At 36.6% G+C, this 23,161-nt stretch carries 18 protein-coding genes and 2 pseudogenes; 15 read left to right on the top strand and 5 right to left on the bottom strand.

Going from position 1 to position 23,161, the window contains the following annotated elements; translation table 11 throughout:
* Window positions 1–223: 223 nt before the first annotated feature.
* From MKX37_RS15135 to MKX37_RS15115, 5 genes are all read left to right on the top strand, one after another.
* Entirely contained in the window at window positions 224–2,308 is a 2,085-nt protein-coding gene (locus tag MKX37_RS15135) for a sigma-54 interaction domain-containing protein (RefSeq protein ID WP_078422130.1), read from the top strand.
* Between the two features lie 1,372 nt (window positions 2,309–3,680).
* Window positions 3,681–5,135: a YfcC family protein gene (locus tag MKX37_RS15130; protein WP_078422131.1), complete on the top strand. Its 1,455-nt coding sequence runs from the start codon at window positions 3,681–3,683 to the stop codon at window positions 5,133–5,135.
* Window positions 5,136–5,168: 33 nt separating this feature from the next.
* Window positions 5,169–6,293 carry a M20 family metallopeptidase gene (locus MKX37_RS15125; RefSeq protein ID WP_078422132.1) on the top strand — a complete coding sequence of 375 codons (1,125 nt, stop codon included), beginning with the start codon at window positions 5,169–5,171 and terminating at the stop codon, window positions 6,291–6,293.
* Window positions 6,294–6,322: 29 nt separating this feature from the next.
* Window positions 6,323–6,502 carry a hypothetical protein gene (locus MKX37_RS15120; protein ID WP_078422133.1) on the top strand — a complete coding sequence of 60 codons (180 nt, stop codon included), beginning with the start codon at window positions 6,323–6,325 and terminating at the stop codon, window positions 6,500–6,502.
* A 169-nt stretch (window positions 6,503–6,671) separates the two neighbouring features.
* Window positions 6,672–7,034: a hypothetical protein gene (locus MKX37_RS15115; protein WP_078422134.1), complete on the top strand. Its 363-nt coding sequence runs from the start codon at window positions 6,672–6,674 to the stop codon at window positions 7,032–7,034.
* A gap of 529 nt (window positions 7,035–7,563) precedes the next feature.
* On the opposite strand, the gene MKX37_RS15110 is transcribed toward MKX37_RS15115, so the two are convergent.
* The 3 genes from MKX37_RS15110 to MKX37_RS15100 form a co-directional block, all read right to left on the bottom strand.
* Complete coding sequence (locus tag MKX37_RS15110) at window positions 7,564–7,746, bottom strand: HAD family hydrolase (RefSeq protein ID WP_252195478.1); 183 nt, start codon at window positions 7,744–7,746, stop codon at window positions 7,564–7,566.
* Window positions 7,689–7,979 (bottom strand): HAD hydrolase family protein, encoded by a 291-nt coding sequence (locus tag MKX37_RS15105; protein ID WP_254865752.1) that lies wholly within the window; start codon window positions 7,977–7,979, stop codon window positions 7,689–7,691. Before MKX37_RS15105 ends, MKX37_RS15110 begins: the two co-directional genes overlap by 58 nt.
* A 102-nt stretch (window positions 7,980–8,081) precedes the next feature.
* Window positions 8,082–8,291 carry a hypothetical protein gene (locus MKX37_RS15100; protein ID WP_235713481.1) on the bottom strand — a complete coding sequence of 70 codons (210 nt, stop codon included), beginning with the start codon at window positions 8,289–8,291 and terminating at the stop codon, window positions 8,082–8,084.
* Window positions 8,292–9,628: 1,337 nt separating this feature from the next.
* Here MKX37_RS15100 and MKX37_RS15095 point away from each other — a divergent pair.
* Genes MKX37_RS15095 through MKX37_RS15085 form a run of 3 tightly spaced genes read left to right on the top strand, consistent with a single transcriptional unit; the run spans window position 9,629 to window position 13,521 of the window.
* Window positions 9,629–11,221, top strand: a complete 1,593-nt coding sequence (locus MKX37_RS15095; protein ID WP_078422135.1) for a spore germination protein — start codon at window positions 9,629–9,631, stop codon at window positions 11,219–11,221.
* Window positions 11,218–12,405, top strand: coding sequence for a Ger(x)C family spore germination protein (locus tag MKX37_RS15090; RefSeq protein ID WP_078422136.1), 1,188 nt, complete (start codon window positions 11,218–11,220; stop codon window positions 12,403–12,405). Before MKX37_RS15095 ends, MKX37_RS15090 begins: the two co-directional genes overlap by 4 nt.
* A 27-nt stretch (window positions 12,406–12,432) precedes the next feature.
* Window positions 12,433–13,521 carry a GerAB/ArcD/ProY family transporter gene (locus MKX37_RS15085; RefSeq protein ID WP_078422152.1) on the top strand — a complete coding sequence of 363 codons (1,089 nt, stop codon included), beginning with the start codon at window positions 12,433–12,435 and terminating at the stop codon, window positions 13,519–13,521.
* A 180-nt stretch (window positions 13,522–13,701) separates the two neighbouring features.
* Here the strand turns inward: MKX37_RS15085 and MKX37_RS27465 are convergent.
* Window positions 13,702–13,785, bottom strand: a pseudogene (locus MKX37_RS27465) (YxeA family protein); the annotation flags it as partial.
* A 125-nt stretch (window positions 13,786–13,910) separates the two neighbouring features.
* On the opposite strand from MKX37_RS27465, the pseudogene MKX37_RS15080 reads away from it, so the two are divergent.
* The 4 genes and pseudogenes from MKX37_RS15080 to ppsA form a co-directional block, all read left to right on the top strand.
* Window positions 13,911–14,216 (top strand): annotated as a pseudogene (locus MKX37_RS15080) (hypothetical protein); the annotation flags it as partial.
* 303 nt (window positions 14,217–14,519) lie between these two features.
* A complete protein-coding gene (locus MKX37_RS15075; RefSeq protein ID WP_078422137.1) occupies window positions 14,520–15,785 on the top strand; it encodes a Y-family DNA polymerase in 1,266 nt (421 codons plus the stop codon).
* Window positions 15,782–16,123 (top strand): YolD-like family protein, encoded by a 342-nt coding sequence (locus MKX37_RS15070; RefSeq protein ID WP_002165494.1) that lies wholly within the window; start codon window positions 15,782–15,784, stop codon window positions 16,121–16,123. The genes MKX37_RS15075 and MKX37_RS15070 overlap by 4 nt, the downstream gene beginning before the upstream one ends.
* Before the next feature lie 130 nt (window positions 16,124–16,253).
* Complete coding sequence (ppsA, locus tag MKX37_RS15065; RefSeq protein WP_078422138.1) at window positions 16,254–18,860, top strand: phosphoenolpyruvate synthase; 2,607 nt, start codon at window positions 16,254–16,256, stop codon at window positions 18,858–18,860.
* A gap of 55 nt (window positions 18,861–18,915) precedes the next feature.
* Here ppsA and MKX37_RS15060 read toward each other — a convergent pair whose 3' ends face one another.
* On the bottom strand, window positions 18,916–19,533 hold the full coding sequence (locus tag MKX37_RS15060) for a TetR/AcrR family transcriptional regulator (RefSeq protein WP_016127224.1): 618 nt from the start codon (window positions 19,531–19,533) through the stop codon (window positions 18,916–18,918).
* A 170-nt stretch (window positions 19,534–19,703) separates the two neighbouring features.
* Here MKX37_RS15060 and MKX37_RS15055 point away from each other — a divergent pair, with 170 nt between their 5' ends.
* The 3 genes from MKX37_RS15055 to MKX37_RS15045 all read left to right on the top strand — a co-directional run bounded on the left by MKX37_RS15055 (window position 19,704) and on the right by MKX37_RS15045 (window position 23,095).
* Entirely contained in the window at window positions 19,704–20,885 is a 1,182-nt protein-coding gene (locus MKX37_RS15055; protein ID WP_016127223.1) for a YhgE/Pip domain-containing protein, read from the top strand.
* 424 nt (window positions 20,886–21,309) lie between these two features.
* Window positions 21,310–22,008 (top strand): response regulator transcription factor, encoded by a 699-nt coding sequence (locus tag MKX37_RS15050; protein WP_002013637.1) that lies wholly within the window; start codon window positions 21,310–21,312, stop codon window positions 22,006–22,008.
* The gene (locus MKX37_RS15045; protein WP_002165502.1) at window positions 22,001–23,095 is read left to right on the top strand and encodes a HAMP domain-containing sensor histidine kinase; all 1,095 of its coding nucleotides are present in this window, start codon (window positions 22,001–22,003) and stop codon (window positions 23,093–23,095) included. The genes MKX37_RS15050 and MKX37_RS15045 overlap by 8 nt, the downstream gene beginning before the upstream one ends.
* Window positions 23,096–23,161: the final 66 nt, after the last annotated feature.

Below are 23,161 nucleotides of genomic sequence, written 5' to 3'. Positions count from 1 at the left end.
AGGAAGTTAATCAAAATATAAAGTTGACTTTAACAGCTAGCTTTATACACTACTTGAACACCATTCCTTTTCTAGATTGATAGTATCAAGTATGTCCAAGATTTAGCGATTAGTTGCGAGTTAGCTGAGATTTTTGCACCAGTACTGTTTTTATTAGGTATGGTTTTAGATTTGTTTTTAGGTTATTATTATTCTAAAAAAGGGATTTTAAGAGGAGAGAAAAATGGGGAGACCAAGCATTTTACTGCTAACAAGAGGGGAAAAGCTAGCACAAACTTTTGAGACCAACTTGAGAATGTTTTTCGGTTCTAATATTCAGATTTATACCGTTCATGAGCAAGGGGAGCTGGATAGCCAATTAATGGATGAGTGTGAACTGATTCTAGTTTCCGCCGAAAGTATATTGGATCGTTTACCGAAACTACTCCATGAGCGGACACTATTTGCTAGAAGAACTGTTTGTTTGCCGAAGCTCGAACAACTGATGGATTTAGCTACGGGAACCCAATGTCTATTTGTTTCGAACAGTATGGACACGATTGTAGATGCCATTGAGCTTTTGAGTCGTCTGGGGTTTGAGCATTTGGATTTTATTCCATATGTTCCGCAGCCAGCGGAAATCCAGCCTGTATTTGAGGGGATTGATGTGGCGGTTACTCATGGATTAAAAGAACTCATCCCGGAGACGATTGATACAGTGATTGATTTGGGCATACGCCCAATCGATTTGACAACGATTTATGATATTGCTCAACAATTGAATCTTCCTATAGAAAATGCGCATTTCTATACAGCGGAATTTTTCAGTGATTTTGTCCGCCTTGGAAGAAATTTAGCCAATTCCGTAAACAATGAGAAACGGTTAAACCAAAAGTTAGAATCCGTATTTAATGCTGTTCATGAAGGGATTATCAGCATGGATGAATGGGGACACATCACGGTTTTTAATGAAGAGGCGGAGAAGATCCTCAGCCTGTCTGCAGAGAATTGCCTTGGAAAGACGTACTGGGATGTACTCCCTGAGTTTAACCTGAATCAGATTTTTCAGTCCCATGCGGAGGAGTCCAATCAATTATTGGAGATACGGAACAAGGTTCTTCTGGTTACCAAAGTCCCACTGATGCTGGATGGGCATTTAATGGGCGTCGTTGTTACGTTTCAAGACGTTACGATTGTCCAACGAAATGAACAGAAAATCCGCAAAAATAGCAGTAGACTTGGATTGACGACAAAATACTCTTTCGAAAATATTATAGGTGTAAGCGAATCCATCAGCTCTGTGAAACAGGTTGCTGTCAAACTGGCAGAAAGTGATTTTACCGTATTAATCACAGGAGAAAACGGTACGGGCAAGGAAGTATTTGCCCAAGCGATTCATAGGTATTCCACCCGGCGGGATGGCCCATTCGTCCCAGTCAATTTTGCCGGCCTTACAGAAAGTTTGGCAGAAAGTGAATTGTTTGGATACGAAGAGGGTTCTTTCACAGGAGCTAAAAAAGGCGGGAAAATGGGCCTATTCGAATTGGCCCATAATGGAACCATTTTTCTGGATGAGATTGGGGATGCTCCTCTCAGTATTCAGGCAGCCTTGCTGCGTGTGCTCCAAGAGCGGCAGGTGATGCGGGTAGGAGGAAATCGCGTAATTCCCATCAATGTCAGGGTGATCGCTGCCACAAACCGAAATCTGAATAGTATGATGTCAAAGGGTGCTTTTCGGGAAGATTTGTACTATAGACTTAATGTTTTGCCGTTAAATATCCCAAAACTTAGAGAACGACAAGAAGATCTTTTTATCCTCATTGATTATTTCCTTTATGATAATGGGAGAATGCTACGATTTACACCTGAAGTGAAAAATCTTCTTTTAAACTATAGCTGGCCAGGTAATATTCGGGAGTTGGAAAATTTCATTAAGTATTTGATGGTAACCGTAGAAGGAGATACAGTGAAATTACAACATATTCCTGAACGTATATTGAATAACAGCCTTATCTTGTCATCTTCTCACGGTTCAGCATTCGAAGGCGAAATAGTAGAAAGGGAGGACATCCTTCAATTCTTGTCACGTCATGGTTCCCTGATGGATTATGAGGATATATTGACGATTCTATGGAATATCAGTAAACGGCAGGAGCGGGTGGGGCGAACTGTTTTACGATCAATGCTCTCCCGTCCCTTATCCGAAGCTCAAATTCGCAATAAGCTATCGATTCTCAAACGATGCGGGTGTGTCACAGTAGGTGTCAAGAAGCAAGGTACAACGATCACGCCAATGGGAATACAGGTTTTACAAAGTATCAGAAATTAATTAATTGAAGAAGATGCCCTAGTGGTCATTGCTTTGTCTGCCCTAAGTAAAACGACATAAATGTAAACCTTTACATACAGGGCGGTTTTTGATTAGATTTTTTATCTCTTTGAAAACATGAAGGGTTTATTTTGTAAGAATGATATTTGTTTAGTTATCCAGCTACCATGAAAATTAAGGTTTGTAGCTTGGAATAAACGGTAATGCTTAAATAGACACAGTTTATTCTTTATAAAACATGGAGAGCGTCAAATTCCTCATGAATCTATGGGCTATATTGACTGGATTAAAAATTAGTATTGATAGTTCTGAACCGATTTCATTCTCTTTGGTGAATCACTGATTTTTGTGCTTCATGCGTGGCTAAAGGGTACTTTAACACAATAATGAATAAAATTAAAAATCCGAAAATATGCAATTTTTTATTCGCAATTTGCATACTTTCGGATTTTTTCATTCATAAAACATACGGCGTGTAAACAATTTTGTCTAAGTAATTGAGGCTTTTGCATCCCACTTAGCCACGCTTGAAGTGTGGGATTCTTACGAACACCAGTGTAACCACTAGTTATTTAGAAGGCTCTTCCGTAGTCCCTACAGTTGATACAAATCCGTATGGTTTTTCAATCTTGTTTTCAGTTTGACACTTGGTTTTCATGCCACAAGTTTAATGTTTTGTCTTTTGCGACTATGGAATGTTATAGGGAAACGACAGCCAACAGGCGAATTCTATTTACGCAAAAAGCCAATTTATCCCCCACCTGCTCAATGGGATATATCCTTCACGTTCTTTGAGGAAGGAGTCTTCTTGGCTAAAATGATAAATTAGAGTGTTGCTAACAATTCGAGTGTAATTCAAAGTAGGAGAATCGTCTTTTTAATTTTTATAATATGTCTTGCGTAGTTTTTTTGCGTTTGGTCAGCACCCCCTCTCATTATCCTCGTTATTATGATAGAGAACGGACAATCTTGAGGAATACGAATCCGCCTTTTCGGCAAAATCACCTTACTTTTAAATGTATTCATGGGCACCAAATCTTTCTTCGGAGGGGGATTTAATCTACTATTATGAACTGATAATATAGTAATAGTTATATTTTAGGTTATAGAATAACCAATAAAACAACCTAAAAACTGACCTAATACTAATAAAATAACTTAAAAATTGACTGAATATCAGCATTTAGTAGAATATTCTTATCAATTAAAGTTGGCATAATTCTTGCATTATAAACTGTGACTTCTGAAGTTTATAACACAATGAAAAGAGGGGATGACTTATTGAAGAGTCAATCAAAATAAGGGGTTCAAAGCGCCAAAGGAAAAAAGAAGAGAAAGATGAAAAAAGAATTTCGGAATTGGAGGATATTTCATGCAATCAATTAGGAAAGAGACAGCAGTTGAAAAGACAGCCGCTCATGAGAAAGTAGATAAGAATAGAAGGTTCGCACAGCTTGACGCTTATGTTCTATTATTTTTTGTTGCATTGATCTGCGCTATTGCCACATACATTTTACCGTCAGGTGCATTTGACAAGATAAAAAAAGGAGATGTCACCCTAACGGTACCTGGAAGTTTTCATTATATTGATTCAAATCCCACAGGTTTCGTAGACTTCTTTACTACGATCCAACACGGAATGGTAAAAGGTGCGCCGCTTATTTTCCTTATCTTATTTACAAGCGGAGCCTTAGCAGTCATTGAAAAATCGGGTGCGATCGATGCGATTCTTAAGTCCACCCTTACTCGATTCAAGAATCGTTTACTGTTGTTAATTATCCCTGTGGGATTGCTATTTTCTGTTTTGGGAACGACTGGGATTTTAGTCAATGCTGTAATCGCTTTCATTCCATTGGGATTACTTATCGCACGTGAATTGAAATTGGATCCTATTTTCGGCGTTTCTCTTATTTATCTAGGAACTTTTGCTGGTTGGAACGTACCTGTTTTTGCTCCTCAAACGCTTGGGCTATCCCAGCGTATTGCCGAACTTCCGCTTTTCTCGGGAATGGGCTACCGGATTATTATCTACCTAGCATTTTTGGCCGCTACTCTTATATATATATATTTGTATGCACGCAAAATTCGAAAGGACCCGACCAAGAGCATCCTTGGCCCAGAATCGTTCACTTCTGGGATTGTAGTGAAAGGTGCTGAAGTAGAGACTACGGTAAAGGTTTCCTTGCAGCAAAAGCTAATTTTATCGTTTGCGGGATTGTCCTTGCTAGGTTTTATAGTTTTCTCTCAGAAATTTAAATGGACGGAAAATGAAATGGCTGGTCTTTTCATTTTTATTGCCATCGGCGCCGGTTTGATCGCTCGAATGAGTGCAAATGATATTGCATTGACATTTATTCAAGGTTGTAAAAAAATGGTCTATGGAGCTCTTATTGTCGGGATGGCTAGAGCCGTGGGCTTAATCCTTGAGGATGCAAGGATATTAGATACCATCGTCAATGCGTTGGCCCAATTCCTTGAACCGTTGTCCCCGATGGCTGCTTCGATTGGAATGTTTACCGGAAGTGCAGCTCTGCACTTTTTGATTTCTTCTGGTTCCGGTGAAGCTACCGTGTTGATGCCGATTCTTGTTCCTTTGGCAGATTTGCTGCATATTACACGTCAAGTAGTTGTTCAGGCAGTTATGTTGGGAGAAGGAGTAGTAAATACCATCAATCCGACATCCGGTGTGCTGATGGGTATACTAGCAACGAGTGGCATCTCCTATGGAAAATGGGTGAAGTTCATGCTTCCATTAACGGCAGTTTGGTTTGTCCTCTCATGTATTTTCATCATTATCGGTGTGATGATTAACTGGGGACCTTTCTAAAAAAATTAACCATTAATTAAGGGGATTTCAAATATGGATAAAGTACTAGAATATTTAAAGCAACACCAAGAAGAGATCTTGGAGGATCTAAAAACACTTGTGCTAGCTGAGTCGCCTTCGCATTCGAAAGTACGGGTGGATCAATGTGGAGAAGTAATTCAACAGCTGTTTAAGAAGCATCTTGACATTGAGGCGGAAGTGATTCCCCAAGAGCATGCGGGGGATCACCTGCGGTTTAGTTATGGGAAAGGCGATGACCAAATCTTAATCATATGCCATTTTGACACTGTTTGTGAGGTAGGAAGACTTTCCTACCGAGTAGAAGGGAACAAGGCGTATGGACCAGGCATCCTGGATATGAAAGGAGGAATTATCCAAGCTCTTTGGGCGCTGAAAGCCTGCCGTGAGTTGGAGATTTCCTTAAACAAGAAAATCGTTTTCTTTTGCACTAGCGATGAAGAGGTTGGAAGCAACACGTCTAGGGCATTGATCGAACAGGAAGCTTTAAAGAGCCAGGTTGTTCTCGTTCCGGAGCCGGCAGCGCCACATACAGGTGCACTTAAAACAGCCCGAAAAGGAGTTGGCAAGTTTTCAATCCAGATTAAAGGAAAAGCAGCGCATGCAGGTCAGGATCATCAGGATGGAATCAGCGCGATACAGGAAATGGCTCATCAGATTTTATTCTTGCACTCACTTACCGATTATGAGTTGGACACAACTCTTAATGTCGGCGTGGTACGAGGGGGAAGTGGCTTAAATGTGGTAGCAGAACAAGCGGAACTGAATGTGGATCTACGAATCAGCCAGTTCGGTGAGGGGGAGCGTGTTTCGAAAATCATTCATGGGCTAAAGCCGCATCTGGAAGGGATATCCTTACAGGTTGCAGGTGGAGTTGTCCGCCCGCCTATGGAAAGAACAGCTCAAAATGAAAAATTATTTAATCTGGCAAAAACATGTTCATCTGAATTAGGGTTTCACTTGACTGAGGAATCAGTGGGTGGGGGCAGTGATGGGAATTTCACTTCCGCATTAGGCATTCCAACGCTAGATGGGTTAGGTCCAGTGGGAGAAGGTAACCATGCCGAAAATGAGCATATTAAAATCAATCAACTTCCTGTTAGGGCTGCTCTGATTAACCACCTTCTTCGTAAGCTCTAATTTTAATAAATAAAAATGGAAGTGCCGATTTGATACTTGGATTTTTTCTACATAAGAAAATTGGTTCTGGTGCAAAAAATTTTGCAATACAACAAACTACTGATTTTGCTTTGAAAGTCAATAGTTTACTAGGCAAAGAGCATGCAAAAGTTGAAATCTTCCTTAATGCAATCCATTCTTCAATGAGATTTGAAACAAAAAAATATTGAACGTATTTTTGATTTCCTTGACAAGGGAGGTTGTTATAAGTAGGTTCCTTTATTTGAGTTATGTTAACTCGATTTGTATGAGATATACATATATTCAATATTACTTTTTATTTTAGATGTTTCGTAAGTTAAAACTAAACAGATTCGATTTTTGAAGGAGAAACTAAGAATGCCTAAATACGATGAGTTATTTCAAGATTACGTTTTTGAACTAATCAAGGCTGTTATCGAAGAAAAAGAACGATTTGAAAGAATTCGTATGATAAATCAGGATAAATTTGAAAGTAAGCAAGAGTTAGAAAAATGGATTCAAGAGATATTTGGACCTATCTCTAATCAAGGACGAATTATAGCTGTCTTTAGGGAATATTGGTTGAAATGTGAAGAATTAAATATGCTAGGTGAGGGGTACGCTAATCCGAGAAATTTTGTTACAGATTGGTTATCAGGAACGCACCAAGAACTGTATGAGATTATAAAATCTATGCCATATTATCCAATTGGGATTGATGAAGAAGGAAACTATTGTTAATTTCCGCTAACCGATTTATGTGAATTAGCAATTCTTCCTGTGAGGTTTATATAACCTATCATTATTGGTAGTATCCAAAAAAATCTCACTTCGTATCTTTTTTTAGATCAGAAGTGAGATTTTTTGTTTTGGGGGCGACTTGATTTCTTAGCTTGATGGGCATGGGTTATCGCCAGAATTTTGGAAAATGCTGGCGGTAACCCGTCTGAAACTTTAAGTGAAATGGGAGAACTTATTTTTGTTTGTGTCATCGCACCTTTCAACGAAGAGTTTTCATTTCGATATATACCTTATGCGGCTTTATTATGGGGGCTAATAGTGCGAAAGAGCATTCAAATGTGTTTAATAAATTGTATTTGTCCCATTAAAAAATATTTTAGAATATTGAATAAAGTGTTAGACTGTTAAAAAATAGTTGTAGACTGAAAATGTTTTTTGATATGAAAACATTCTTTATTAACATAAAATCAAAGTATCGTAAAACCTTTAAAAGTCCCTTTAGAAGAACTGAAGGGACTTTCCATTCATATTAGTTTTTACTTGGATTGGCAGCAAAGATTATTTGTTCTAACATCTGTGCCACACCTTCTTCATCATTGCTTCCGGTAACAAAAGATGCAATTTCTTTTAACTCAGGAATAACATTACCCATTGCTACTGGGAATCCACCTTCCCTAAATAAGTTAAAATCACCCCAAAAAGCATAACACAATCCATAGATATGCTCTTAGCTGCACAGATATCAATAACAGCACGCTTTTTCGACACATCGTTATCCATAATTTGAATCAAGCTTTCCGAGTCAGTGCATATGATGTTAACTTTGTTTGCAAAGAGTTCCTGTAAACTTTTATAGTCATAGCATTGAGAAATAAGTATTTTGGAAGCTTGTGTCTTTCTTAGTTCATCAATGGTTATTACTGTAGGGATTGTTGTAACTTTCATGACCTGTTTATAGTCTAAAGTTTGGTTGTTGTACTAAGCAGCTTCAGACTCTATGGAAATATAAGAATTTGGCTGATTTGTATGTATATAGTTTAGAATTTCTTACGTCAACATTTGTTCAAGTGGGTAATGTTTTTTACCTAATTGATTATCTATGGATAAAGCACCGTTATAATAAACAACAGATACTATTGCCTGAAGCTTTCTGCATAAAAGGTCATTAACAGAAATTGGTGACCGTACTATTGCAAATATAACAGCAAGACCTTTTTCATGAGCTGTCAAAATGGCTTTTTTACGTCTTCCGGACACTTCTTTTTGTGAATTTAATAGAGTTCCACCGAGATCTAAGACAATGGCTTTGAAATCATTTGTAAGTTTCGTGTATATTTCCCCTTTTTTAATATATTAACACTCTTTTAATGTTCTATATTGAGCTATGAAATCCTGTATACATGTAAGGTTGCCATATAATCTAATACTTTATTTTATTAAAAACTTTCTTCACGAAATGAAACCTAGTCATCAGTCTAAATCTTTATTTTATAAATGTAGAAAATATGAAATTAGGGAAATATTTAATTAATGTCTACTTTATTGAATTTCATTTTTATTATGTAGTTTCTATGTAACAGAGAAAAAAGCATCTTATTTAGATGCTCACAGATTGATTCTGTATCGTAGATTAAAAGAACTTGAATAAAGTTCTTTTTTTATTTGTAATTAAATCCCAGAGTGGCCTCGTACCCAGAATCGTTTTCGTACCCTAAGTAGAGGAACTCACGGCAAAAGTGAGATGATGTCCCTTATTTAAAAATGCTTGAATTTTACTTTACGATTTGCAATGTTCAGACCGATCACTGGATTCATAAGCGATCTCCTCCTATGACCTATTCACCGGTAAACCCTAGTGGTTTTTGAAGTGTCATAGGTTCGCTTGTTATACGAGTTCTGCCCAAATCATGCTTCTACAAATAGAGGGTGAACTGTTTAGTTAACGGAGGAAAATCCCGCGCATGTAAAGCTCTACCTCAGCTACTACCATTTTAATTTTTAGATAGTTTTTATATTTTTATACATTATATAAAAAAGTCCCCTATAAAGGTGATCTTTTTTCAAGTGTCTACTCTATAGGGGACTCTTTAAAACCTGGCTAACCTTATAATACGAAAATCAGGTTAGCACAACTGGCCTGCGAAATAGGAATTTCATAGTAATGTCTAGCGAATAAAGATAAATTAAGCTGATCTACTCTATAAGTGAGGTATGTAATTTCGATATTGAATATGAACCAATTCAAGAGACCATGAAGAAAATCTTTAAGCCATACTTCAAATTGATAGCAACCCAAAAAGTAGTGATTACTGAGTTATGTAAATGGGTCTACCCATTTGTAGATTAATTAACTTACAGAAATACTTGAATAATTTTCCTGCGGGAGGAGATTTTAAGAAGGATGTCGAGTGTGTATTTTCTTGTTGGAATTTTTCAGATAAATGATTTTATCTTTCGAAAAGCATTATTTAATCAAAACTATTTGGTGGAAAGGTATGTAAAACTTTGCTGTCAAGGGATCATTAACACTAGGGCCCTAGTATAAAAAATCTACTTTTTATAAAAAACATAAACCATATGACAAATGGGGGAGTATGATGAAAAATCTTAGTAAAAAGCGTTTGAGAAAAGATATTCAGGAACTTGAGAGTGCAAGTATGCTGCTCCAAAATGATCAAGAGCGTGAACTCGAACAAAGTGTATCTGCAAATGAAGAAGTTTTGAAACAAGTTTTTGACAATTGTTCCGATTTTGTTTTTCGTACAGTTCTCATAAATAGTCAAATTAAAATTCTTTTTATCTATGTAGATGGATTAGTGGATACTAAAATTCTGGAACAGGTTGTTTTGAAACCAATGATGTTCGAAGGTATGCCTAGTGGATTAAATAGTGTGGATTCAGTAGGAGAAATGATCCGAAATCAGCTTATTGCTGTTTCTCAAGTAAAGACGGTTTCTAAAGTTCGTGAGGTTATAGAAGGAGTATTGAAAGCTAACATCGTCATTTTAACAGATGGAGAGAGTCAAGCGCTGATTGCGGATTTAAAAGGATTCGAAAAACGCAGTATTGAAGAGCCAGCTGCTGAAATCTCTGTTCGTGGTCCTCGGGACGGGTTTACGGAAACGTTAAGGGTCAATACGAGCCTTATTCGCCGAAGAATTCGGAGCCAAAAACTAAAAATGGAACCTTATACGATTGGGGAATTATCACAGACAGATGTGGTGATTGCCTACATTGAGGGGATTGCTCCCGATTCGGTTTTGGACGAAGTTCGCCAAAGGGTACAGCGAATTCAAATTGATGGGGTGTTGGAGTCAGCTTTCATTGAAGAGTTTATTGAGGATCAACCTTTTTCTCCCTTTCCGCAAATTCAAAATACCGAGCGACCAGATGCAGTGTGTGCAAGTCTATTAGAAGGGAAAGTGGCCATTTTAGTGGATAACACACCTTTCGTTTTGATCGTTCCTATGACATTTTGGACAGGTCTGCAAGCAGCAGAGGATTATTATGAACGCTCCATCTACACAACTTTTATTCGATGGATACGTTTAATATTAATCAATATTTCATTATTTCTTCCGTCTCTCTATGTCGCTATTACAACCTTTCATCCGAAATTAATCCCAACAAATTTGCTTATTAGTATTGCAGCTGCGAGAGAAGGCATTCCTTTCCCGGCTGTCATAGAAGCGCTAATGATGGAATTTATATTTGAAGGTTTGAGGGAAGCGGGCGTTCGGTTACCAAAACCCATTGGATCAGCAGTTAGCATTGTGGGAGCACTTGTTATCGGACAAGCTGCGGTGCAAGCAGGTATTATTTCGGCACCTTTGGTCATTGTTGTTGCGACAACCGGTATTGCATCATTTGCATTCCCGCGCTACAACTTAGGAACAGCTTACCGGATGTTACGCTTTCCGATGCTGTTATTGGCGGGGATGCTTGGGCTATATGGTATTGCAATAAGCACCCTTGCGATTTTGATTCATGTAACTAACATTCGTTCTTTTGGCATTCCGTATTTAAGTCCGGTTGCGCCTCAGACTCCGGGTGATTTAAAGGATGTTTTGCTCCGAACACCTCGTTGGAACATGACGCACCGTCCTATAATGGTATCTGGTGAAGAAAAAGTCCGTTTTCCAGATGGACAAAAGCCAGGTGCGAAACGGGGAGGGGAAACAGAATGAGCCTGTACAAGGCATTTTGTATGATATTGGTCATTTCTTTATTTTTCTTGACGGGCTGCTGGGATCGTACGGAGTTAAATGATCTGGCAATTGAATTAGGATGGGGACTTGATCAAGCGAAGAATAATAAGGTTGAAATTAGCGCTCAGTTTATCATCCCATCAAAAATGGGAATGGGACAGAGCGGAAGAAGTAATGCAGGAAAAGCGGTTTTTATAGAATCCGGAACTGGAAGGGATACACATGAAGCTGTACAAATGATGCAAACAAAAATGTCGAGAGAAATCTTTCGAGGGCACCAGCGTGTCATATTGATTGGAGAAAAAATGGCTAAAAATGGTCTCACGCCAGTTTTAGATGCATATAGCCGCGATCCTGATATTCGATTACGAGCAGGTGCGTTTGTAATAAAGGGGAATACTGCAAAAGAGTTTCTGAAGGCATCCATCCCTTTAGAGGCTATCCCAGCACTTGGGGCACTTAAAGAGCATATGCAAATAGAGGCATTGGGAGATACGTCTTTATTAAATTTTCTTATTGCTGGTACGAGTGATGGAGTCACCCCAATTTTGCCTGCTATTAAGCTAAATACGTCTAATAAAAAAGGTAAAACCGAGGTCAAAGGGTTTCAAATTGTAGGGGGTGCAATATTTAACAACGATTTGAAATTGGTAGGATACTTAAATATGCAGGAATGGTTAACCACTCTTTGGGTAGTGAATCGTTTAAGTAAACAGACGATTACAGCAACTGCCTCTAAAGGGAATGGTAATGCGAGTTTATATATGACAAAAATCAAAAGAAAAATCATACCTACTATTCAAGGGGACACAATTAAGTGTGACATTGTTTTTTCAGGTGAAGGAACGATTCAGGAGAATAATACGAATTTAGATCTTTCGCAGCCAAAAAATCTTACTCTTTTAGAACATGTATTGGAAAAACAATCCGAAAAACAAGCTCTCCAAACTATTAAAAAGGTTCAAAAACAATATGGAACCGATATCTTTGGATTGGGCGAAGCCATTCATCAAAAATATCCATCTGAATGGAAAGGGCTAAAAAAGAATTGGAGTAAACAGTTTCGAAAAGTGCAGGTTTCTGTTCATACAAAGCTTACTATTCGGCGAGTAGGACTGACTGGACCATCGTTGCAGTTAAAGAAAAATGAAATAAAAAAATAAGGAGGAATATGGAGTGTGAGGAATTCAATGAAAATCTCTGGTAGGCAAATCTTTTGGATGATGTTCACATTTGAAGTAGGACAATCAATTCTTCTGATTATCCCATCAACGATTCGTACTGCCAAACAAGATGCATGGATCTCGATGGTGATTGCAGGGCTTGTTGGGATTGCCATTACTTTTCTGGCAACCACACTTGGTTCGCTTTATCCGAAGCAGACTCTAATTGAATTTAGTCAAACCATTCTTGGTAAATGGCTAGGAAAGCTGATGATGATTCCCTACTTCTTTGCATGGTACATGATAATTTGGATAACCGTCCGTGAATTTGGTGATTTTATTATCACCTCGTTGTTTCATAACACTCCTTTGTGGGTCATTGTACTTACTGCAATGTTACTGCTCATTTTTATTATTTACCAAGGTGGGGTGGAAGGCATTGGACGCTTAAGTGAAATCATTGGGCCAATGGTACTTTTAATGATCATATTTGTAATCATTTTGAATCTTGGCAATATGAATTGGGATTATATGCTACCTATTTATCAAGATTCTGGATGGCTTCCAATCCTTAAAGGTTCCTATACCCCTGTAGCCGCTTTTTTTGGAGAGGCTGCCATGATGACAATGTTCGTCTTCTTTATGGACAAACCAGACCAAGCGCCATCACGGGCGATGTGGGGAGTAGGACTGGCCGTTTTCATGGTAACGATCGGAACATTAGCGGTAATTTTAACATTCGGTCCAAATTTATCTTCAAGGTTTTTGTATCCGGTTTACGATTTGAGCCGGTACATATCCGTCATGGAGTTCATTCAAAATGTGGATATTCTGATTGTTATTATTTGGTTTTTTAGTATTTTTGTTAAACTGGCGTTATACATGTTTCTCGCTTGTTATGGAACAGCACAAATGTTTCATTTGAAGGATTGGCGAAAAGTAGCTTGGGTCCTTGCTCCTATTTCGTTTATCATAGCTGTGTCGGTTAAAAATATCCAGACATTTACCCATTATTACTACATATTTTTCGTAATTCCAATTGCATTTCCCGTCTATGAGCTAGGGATTCCCTTACTGTTATTGGTGGTTGGCAAAATTCGAAGGAAATATGTATAAATCTAATTGACAACGTACTTGAATGCAATAATCAAAGTGTGCTTAGTTTTTGATTAAAATCAAAAGCGTATTTGCACATTTATTTCAGTTGAATGTATTTTTCAATTTGTGGACTCTTAGCATAACTATTGAGACTTTATAAATCAGAGGAGAAAGAGCCCATTCACAAGAATTGGCTCTTTCTCCTCTGATTTTCTCAGCAATATCCTTTTCAGAAATACCCTCATACGAGTAAATATACCTGCCTTTCACACGAGTTTTTAATTAAGTTTTTCTTAAAAGGATTTTTAAAGTACGATTCTTTGCTAGGAGTGATAATCTTGTATGATTATTTTCCTTTACTAAATCGTATTATTCTCTTTGTAGTTTTATGTGAGTGAGCGTGTCATATATTAAAAAAGTATGAAGAAAATCGTGAAAATATAGTTTTATGGGACGAACTTTCTCCTCAGCTATTAGAACGAGAATTAAAAGGAATTGTTGGATTTAAAATTAAAGTGCAAGAAGTTCAAGCTGCATATAAATTAAGCCAGAATCGTAATGAGGAAAATTATCCTAATATCGTTGATAAATTGCAAGCGGAAAAAAATCCCGATTCTCAGCAAATGGCAAAGGTAATGAAAAAGAGGGTTAAAATTATAAATCAGTACTATAGGACACTTTATGATTTTTTAAGATATAGTTACTTTAATTGAATGAGAAATATAAAAAGTCGATTTCCTGTACGTTAAGTGAAGTGGCATTTCATTCACATAATCCGTATTATCTGAAGTTAATAAAGTCTATTACACTCTCTTCTTTAAGAACGCTTCCATTTATCTATTTACACTTTTCAGTATAGAAAACAATTCTTATGAATATAGAGGGGAATTCTTTAAGTTTTTCTTAAAAATTTTAATAACGGTTATTTTAACCAAAATTTTCATGAAAATACCTTTAAAAAGAACGTTAGTTCGTATATAATAAGAACAGACGTTCTTTTATTAGGAGTGATAACCTTGTATGATTATTCTCTTTTACCAAATCGCATTATTCTTTGTGTAGATCTTCGTAGCTTTTATGCGAGCGTATCATGTATTAAAAAAGGACTTGATCCACGTTATACAAAATTGGCTGTCGTAGGAGATGTAAACCGCAGTGGATCAATTGTATTGGCAGCAACACCGCCATTAAAAGCGTTAGGAATAAAGAAGATGGCTCGTTTGTACGAAATACCGAAGCGGCAAGATATTATTATTGTGAATCCAATTATGCATACGTATGTGAAATGTTCAAATTACATAACGGGCTTAGCTTTACAGTATGTTGCGCCGGAAGATTTTCATCAATATAGTATCGATGAGTTTTTCATGGATATGACTGCAAGTATTCATTTATTTGCGAGTAATCCGTGCGAATTCGCATTAAAGTTCAAGAGAGAAATATATGAACGTACACGGATCGAAAGTACGATTGGTATTGGTCCGAATTTATTATTGAGTAAAGTAGCGATGGATGTTGAGGCGAAAAAGAATAAAGATGGAATAGAACAGTGGACGTATGACGATATACCCGAGAAGTTATGGAGTATTAGACCACTCAGTAAATTTTGGGGTATATCGTATAAAACTGAAATGAAATTGAATCGAAAAGGTATACATACAATTGGAGAATTAGCTCAGTATCCTTTGAAATATTTAAAGCAATCTTTCGGTGTAATAGGGGAAGAATTACATCTACATAGTAACGGGATTGATTTTAGCAGAATAGCAGAGAAATACGTTCCAGCGACAACATCTATAGCGAAAAGCCAAATATTATTACGGGATTATTCGATAGAAGAGTTCATAGTTATTTTATTAGAGCATATAGAAGAAGTTTGTTATAGGTTGAGAAGGGAAAAGAAATACGCGCAAACGATACATTTTTCAGTCGGGTATAGCAAGGAATACGGAGGAGGAATAAAAAAAGCATATACGTTAAACAGAGCAACAAATTTAACGATGGATATTTACAACGTTTGTACATATTTTTTATACGAACGGCATACAGGAGAGCCGATTCGATCGATAAGTCTTTCCTTAACAAATTTAATACATGAAGGAGAAGAGCAAATTTCGCTTTTCGATAACATTATACAAAGAGAAAAAGAAATGAGATTAAAGAAGGTTATGGACGAAATTCGAACACGATTTGGTAAGAACAGTATTTTACGTGGGGTTTCTTACACAAGCGTCGCAACAGCAAGATATAGAAACACATTACTAGGAGGGCACAAATCGTGAAGAATGCTAATATGCCAAAAGGAAGAGGGATGGTAAAGTGGCAACCGTTTGCTAGTATGCCAGAACAGTTCGTCTGTATTAAAGAAATGATACAGGAGCAAACAAAAGTCCCGCGTCCAATTTTAACGCAAGATGCAAAAGAAAGGATTGAAAATAAGCTGTTAATTTCATATTTAGGTGAAGAAGAGGTTTTACTTACATATTATAAAGAGGGCTATCTATATAAAAATTACATAACAGTAGCTGATATAAATCCATTAAATAAGACGATTACTTGTACCGATGCTTTTCATAATCAAAGGATGTTTAAGTTTGTTGATGTAATTGAAGTGAATTAGAGGGGGAGAAATAAAAAATCATCTCTTCCTAACTTAATTATATCATGTAAATCAAGTTCGAAATAGACTGTTTATTCTCATTTACTACTGCTACAATCAAGAACACACACATAGTAAGGAGAGATGTTACATGAGTTCTTTCGTTCTCGATTTTCAGGAAATAGAAAAAACGCAGCTTTCGCTCGTTGGCGGAAAAGGATTGAATTTAGGGGCATTATCAAACATTCAAGGTATACAAGTGCCAGAAGGTTTTTGTGTTACAACGGTAGGGTATGAAAAGGCCATCGAGCAAAATGACGAGCTTCAAACTTTGTTGCAGCAGCTAACAAAGTTGAAAATGGAAGAGCGATCCCAAATCGGTGGAATTAGTAAGAAGATTAGAGAAGTCATTATGGCAGTAGAAATCCCTTCTGAAGTAGTGGAAGCGGTAGCTCATTATCTCTCACGTTTTGGAAATGAACATGCGTATGCCGTGCGTTCTAGTGCTACGGCTGAAGATTTACCGTATGCCTCATTTGCTGGTCAACAAGATACGTATTTAAATATTATCGGAGAAGAAGCGATTTTGCAGCATGTAAGAAAGTGCTGGGCTTCTTTATTTACAGAGCGAGCAGTTATGTACCGCATGCAAAATGATTTTGAACATAATCAAGTTTCTATATGTGTTGTCGTTCAAAAAATGGTTTTCCCTGAGGCTTCGGGCATTTTATTTACTGCTGATCCGGTTACTTCTAACCGAAAGGTAGTATCAATCGATGCCAGTTTTGGACTTGGTGAGGCATTAGTATCAGGACTGGTCTCTGCCGATAATTATAAAGTAAAAGAAGGCAAAATTACCGGAAAGATGATAGCAACTAAAAAATTAGCTATTTATGCTTTAAAAGATGGCGGAACGGAGACGAAACAGATTGATCCGGCTCAGCAAAAGCTTCAAACATTGTCTGAACCACAAATATTACAACTAGCACAGATTGGAAGACAGATTGAAGCTTATTTTGGTTGTCCGCAAGATATTGAATGGTGTTTAGTGGATGATACATTTTATATTGTCCAAAGTCGCCCAATCACGACTTTATATCCAATACCAGAAGTAAATGATGGGGAAAATCATGTGTATGTATCGGTTGGTCACCAGCAAATGATGACCGACCCCTTGAAGCCATTAGGAATGTCTTTATTCCAGTTAACATCTTTTGGACAGAGGTTTCAAGCTGGAGGAAGGTTGTTTGTTGATGTTGCACAAAGATTGGCTTCGCCTACTAGTAGAGAACTTTTATTAAATATGATAGGGAATTCGGAACCGCTTATTAAAGATGCATTAACAACTGTAGTCGAGCGAGATGATTTTATTACATTGTTACCAGATGATGAAAAAGAAAAGAGTGTTGGTAAAAGTGGACCACCTGCAAGTTCACAACCAAAAATCGAAAACAATCGAGCAATCGTTACGGATTTAATAAAGATGAATCAAGCATCAATCGAAGAGTTAAAACGAAACATGCAAACGAAATCAGGGGTGGATGTACTTGATTTTATTTTGGAAGATATGCAGCAATTAAAGAAAATATTATTTCATCCGCAAAGTATGGCTGTCATTATGGCAGGTATGGATGCTTCAACATGGATCAATGAAAAAATGGAGCAATGGCTAGGCGAAAAGAATGCAGCAGACACACTTTCTCAATCAGTACAAAACAATATTACGTCTGAAATGGGGCTAGCATTACTCGATGTTGCTGATGTGATTCGGCCATATCCAGAAGTTATTGCGTATTTACAACATGTAGAAAATGATAACTTTTTAGATGAATTCGTTCAATTTAAAGGCGGAGAAAAAGCTAGAGATGCCATTCTAACTTTTCTAAATAAATACGGAATGAGATGCAGCGGAGAAATCGACATTACGAAAACGCGCTGGAGTGAAAAGCCAACAACCATTATCCCGATGATTTTAAATAATATAAGAGATTTTGAAGATGGTGCTAGTAAACGGAAATTTGAAGAAGGACTGCAGGAAGCTTTGAAAAAAGAAGAAGAGTTAGTAGATCGATTGCAGCATTTGCCGGATGGTAAACAAAAAGTAGAAGAGACGAAGCGAATGATTCGTAACATCCGGAATTTTATCGGTTATCGTGAATATCCAAAATACGGTATGATTAATCGCTATTTCATATATAAGCAGGCAATATTGAAAGAAGCCGAGCAACTCGTGCAAAATAAAGTTATTGATGAAGTAGAAGATATATACTATCTAACTTTTGAAGAACTTCACGAAGTTGTCCTTACGAATAAACTAGATTACGAGCTTATTCATAAACAAAAAAATGATTACAAATTATATGAAAAACTAACGCCTCCACGTGTAATGACGTCTGATGGAGAAATCATTACTGGGAAGTACAAACGAGAAAATCTCCCGGCTGAAGCAATCGTAGGTCTGCCTGTTTCTTCAGGAGTGATTGAGGGGAGAGCACGCGTTATTTTAAATATGGAAGATGCGAATTTAGAAGATGGAGATATATTAGTTACTGCCTTTACTGATCCTGGCTGGACACCATTGTTTGTGTCTATAAAAGGGTTAGTCACTGAAGTTGGCGGACTGATGACACACGGAGCAGTTATTGCACGTGAATATGGATTACCAGCAGTCGTCGGGGTAGAGAATGCTACGAAATTAATAAAAGACGGACAACGAATTCGGGTACATGGAACAGAAGGCTATATTGAAGTGTTGTAATGAAATAAAAGATCATCCGCTATTATAGTGGATGATCTTTTATTATATAGCGGACTTATTTCTTTAAACCAGCCGCATAAAAAGGTCCATGAACTGCGATTGTTGATAAAATACGAGCAATCTCCTCAGGTGTTTCTTTTTGTCCGTTATTTAACCATTGTTGAATGACACCTATATGAGCAGATGCCATATAAGAAGCTAAGTATTGGCTTGGGACAAGTAAATTCTCCTTATTAATGAGAGGACCATTCGTATCTTCAAATAGTGTTTTCCACATAAAGTCTTTCAGTTTCGTTTGGAAAGATAAATCTCCTTTTGGGCTTAGTACAGCTTTCATAAAATCACTATTTTCATTTAGAAATTCAAGAATAGAAGCGATAAGTATAAATGGCATTGTTGGGGAAGGGCTTGATCCAAGATCAGCAATAACTTCCGGTAATCTCTGTTTAGCAATGCTAGAAAATTCATGCATAATTTCTTCTTGGCATTTTGTCATTAAATCAAATTTATCTTGGTAATGTGTATAAAATGTACCACGATTTATGTTTGCTTTCGTAGTAATATCTTTCACTGTTATGGCGTCAAAACCTTTTTCCTCAATTAATTCCACTAATGCATTTCGTATGGCAGTTTTCGTACGAATAACACGTAAATCTAAATTACTATCGCGCAAAGTATGTCCCTCCTTAATTTTAGCCAACACATTTCAAGGATGTGTCTTATAACCGACACATTCACGATTTTTGATTATTGTATAAGGTTCAACTCGAACATATAATTCAAATATAAATAAACAACACGTTGTTGGTTATTATAAATCAAATTAAAGGAGGAGAAAAGAAAATGTTTAAAAACAAACTTTTATTGTTATCTCCAGTTATTGCACTACTTGTTGTTTTTATTTTTTCATTAACATTATTTCCAACCGTTCAACCTAAGCCGAAAAACTTACCAATCGCAATTGTAAATGAGGATCAAGGAGTAGAAATTCCGAATCAACCGAAGATGAATATGGGGCAAACGATTGTTGATAATATGAAAAAGACATCAAAATCAGAGGAAGAACCTGCGGTAAAGTGGGTAGAAGTGCAAAATAAAGAAGCAGTTCAAAAAGGCTTAAATAATCAAGAATATTATGCAGCATTGGTTATTCCGAAAGACTTTAGCACAAAACAAGCATCATTACGAACACCACAGCCATCTTCGCCAGAGGTAGAAATATTCATCAATCAAGGAATGAATACAGCAGCATCAACTATGGCAGGACAAATGTTAAATGCGATCGTTGATAATATGAACAATACTGTTCGTACACAACTATTAGAAGGATTGAAAGCAAAAGGAGCTACATTAACAGCAGACCAAGTTTCAAATGTAGTAACACCTATTACGAAGAAAGTGACAAATGTGAATGAAATCGGCAAAAATAGTGCGAACGGTAACTCGCCAATGTCTTTATTCCAGCCGTTATGGATTGCAAGTTTAGCGAGCGCAGCAATTATCTTTATTGCGATAAGTAAAACGCAAGTGGGTACAAGAAAAGAGAACTTCGTATTGAAACTAAAACAAATAGTAACAGGAGCAATTGCTACACTTGTAATTGGATTTGGTCTTACATGGATTGCGGATGGAATGGTAGGATTAAATATCCCGAATTTCACGGATACGGCTTTGTTCTTATCCATTACTTCTTTTTGTTTCTTCTTAATGATTTCTGCGGTGCTTTCATTAGTTGGACTAAAGGGTATAGGTATATTCGCTCTATTACTTTTCTTTGGGGCACCGCTATTAGCATTAGCGCCTGAAATGATGTCACCATTTTATCAAGATTGGGTGTACGCATGGTTGCCAATGCGATTTATGATTGAAGGGCTTAGAGAAATATTCTTCTTTGGAAAAGGATTAGCTTGGAATACTCCTCTTACTGTACTCGTTTGGATTGGTGTAGTAAGCGTGGTTATTATACTTGGAACAGCTTTCAAACGTAGTGTAGTAAAGGAGCAAAAAACTGAAGTGAATGCATAAAAATAAGTAAAGGAAAAACCGTTTCACTAGTAGTGGAGCGGTTTTTATGTTGAAATACAAGTAAGGGTACAAAATATATTGATATAATGAAAGGAAGTTAGTTATTTGTGAAACTAACTGTCACTTAGCTAGGCTTGATATGAAGGGATCCTACTGTAAAATCTGTTGTACTATATAATTATTATCTCTGATATACTTTAGTTTTGTTAGTTTTTCTACATTTTCTACCATAAAATGTGAAATCGTAGAGGGTGTTGCAAAGTTAACAAAACATAAACATGCAAAAAAAATGCAGAAGAAATATAGTACTCGAAGTTATCTCTAAAAAGTAAGAATCTCATAATAATGTTCTTTTAAGATGATATAAACAAAATAGACTAGTTTAAAATTGGACGTATGAAAAAGGAATGAGGGGAAGAGCAAAATGAAGCAGATTTCAATTTTAATAGCGGATGATGAGGTGGAAATTGCTGAATTAATTGGGATACATTTAGAGAAAGAAGGTTATCATGTTGTGAAAGCTACTGATGGAGAAGAAGCTGTTCTTATTATTCAATCGCAACCAATTGATTTAGTTATTTTAGATATTATGATGCCAAAAATGGATGGTTATGAAGTAACGCGACAAATTCGTGTGAAGTATAATATGCCAATCATTTTTCTAAGCGCGAAAACATCTGATTTTGATAAGGTGACAGGTCTTGTACTAGGTGCGGATGATTATATGACAAAGCCTTTTGCCCCAATTGAATTAGTTGCGCGTGTAAATGCACAACTACGTCGATTTCTTACGTTAAATCAACCGAAAGTAGAGGAGAACAAATCCGTTTTAGAAGTAGGCGGAGTGGTTATTAATCTTGAGCAACGAAAGCTAAATGTATACGGAGAACAAATTGAATTAACCCCAAAAGAGTTTGATATTTTATATTTATTAGTGAGCCATCCGAAAAAAGTGTACAGTGTGGAAAATATCCTTCAGCAAGTGTGGGCGGATGATTATTATGATGGGGGAAGTACAGTTGCGGTACATATTCGTACTTTACGAAAAAAAATTGGGGAGGATACAAGAAAGAATAAGTTAATAAAAACGGTATGGGGGGTAGGTTATACTTTCAATGGCTAACATGATGAGAAGTTTTCGTTTTAAAATGATTGCTTTGTTTGCGCTAAGCATGGTGTTAGCAGCTGGCGGAACATATATAATCTATAAAGTATTACAGCTTTATTATAGAACGATGGTACATTACGAAGATTACTTAGCCCAATTTAGACCAATCGTAGATATTAAATTCTTTTTAATGTGTTTTATCCCACTATCTGTTGTATTCTTTTTCTTTTTAACAAAACCATACTTAAAATATTTTAATGAAATTTCTAACGGTATTCACCATCTTGCTAACGGTGATTTTACAAAGAAAGTTCATATTACTTCAAATGATGAATTTGGCGAGATTGCGCGTGAAATTAATATAGCGAGTGAAAAATTAAAAGAGGCGGTTGAGAGAGGTGATTTTGCAGAAAGTAGTAAAGATCAGCTCATTGTTAACTTAGCACATGATTTAAGAACGCCTTTAACATCAGTTTTAGGTTATTTAGATTTAATTCTTAAAGATGAGAATTTGTCAAAGGAGCAGATTAAACGTTTTTCTATGATTGCATTTGCGAAATCGCAGCGACTTGAAAGTTTAATTGATGAGTTATTTGAAATTACGCGAATGAATTATGGCGTGCTAAAGTTAGATAAAAAAACAATTAATATAAGTGAGTTGCTTATACAGTTAGATGAGGAATTGTATCCATTATTGGAGAAACATCATTTAGAAGCTAGGTTGAATGTTAATCCTCATTTATATATTTACGGTGACGGGAATTTGTTAGCTCGAGTATTTGAAAATCTTGTAACAAATGCAGTTAGATACGGAGATAATGGACAATTTGTTGATATGAATGGATATATTGATAATGGAGAGGTTATCGTACAAATTATTAATTACGGAGATAGCATTCCAGAAGAAGATTTGCCTTATCTTTTTGACATGCTTTATACAGGTGATAAAGCAAGAACAGGGCAGCAGGGCGGTACGGGCCTTGGGTTATTTATTGCTAAAAATATTGTTGAACAGCATAATGGAACGATTTCAGCAGAAAGTAATATAATTAGAACAATATTTGAAGTAAGATTGCCAAAAGAAGAGAGTTCAAGAATTTAATAAAAATTTAATGTTTACCCCACTTTTTATTTAACTAGTTTTTTCTATCCTATACGTATGTTAGGT

Origin of the sequence: Bacillus sp. FSL R5-0709 (assembly GCF_038004785.1) — a bacterium.
GTDB lineage: Bacteria > Bacillota > Bacilli > Bacillales > Bacillaceae_G > Bacillus_A > Bacillus_A mycoides.
Note: the sequence above shows the minus strand (reverse complement) of the source record. Positions and strands in the feature narration are given on the sequence as shown.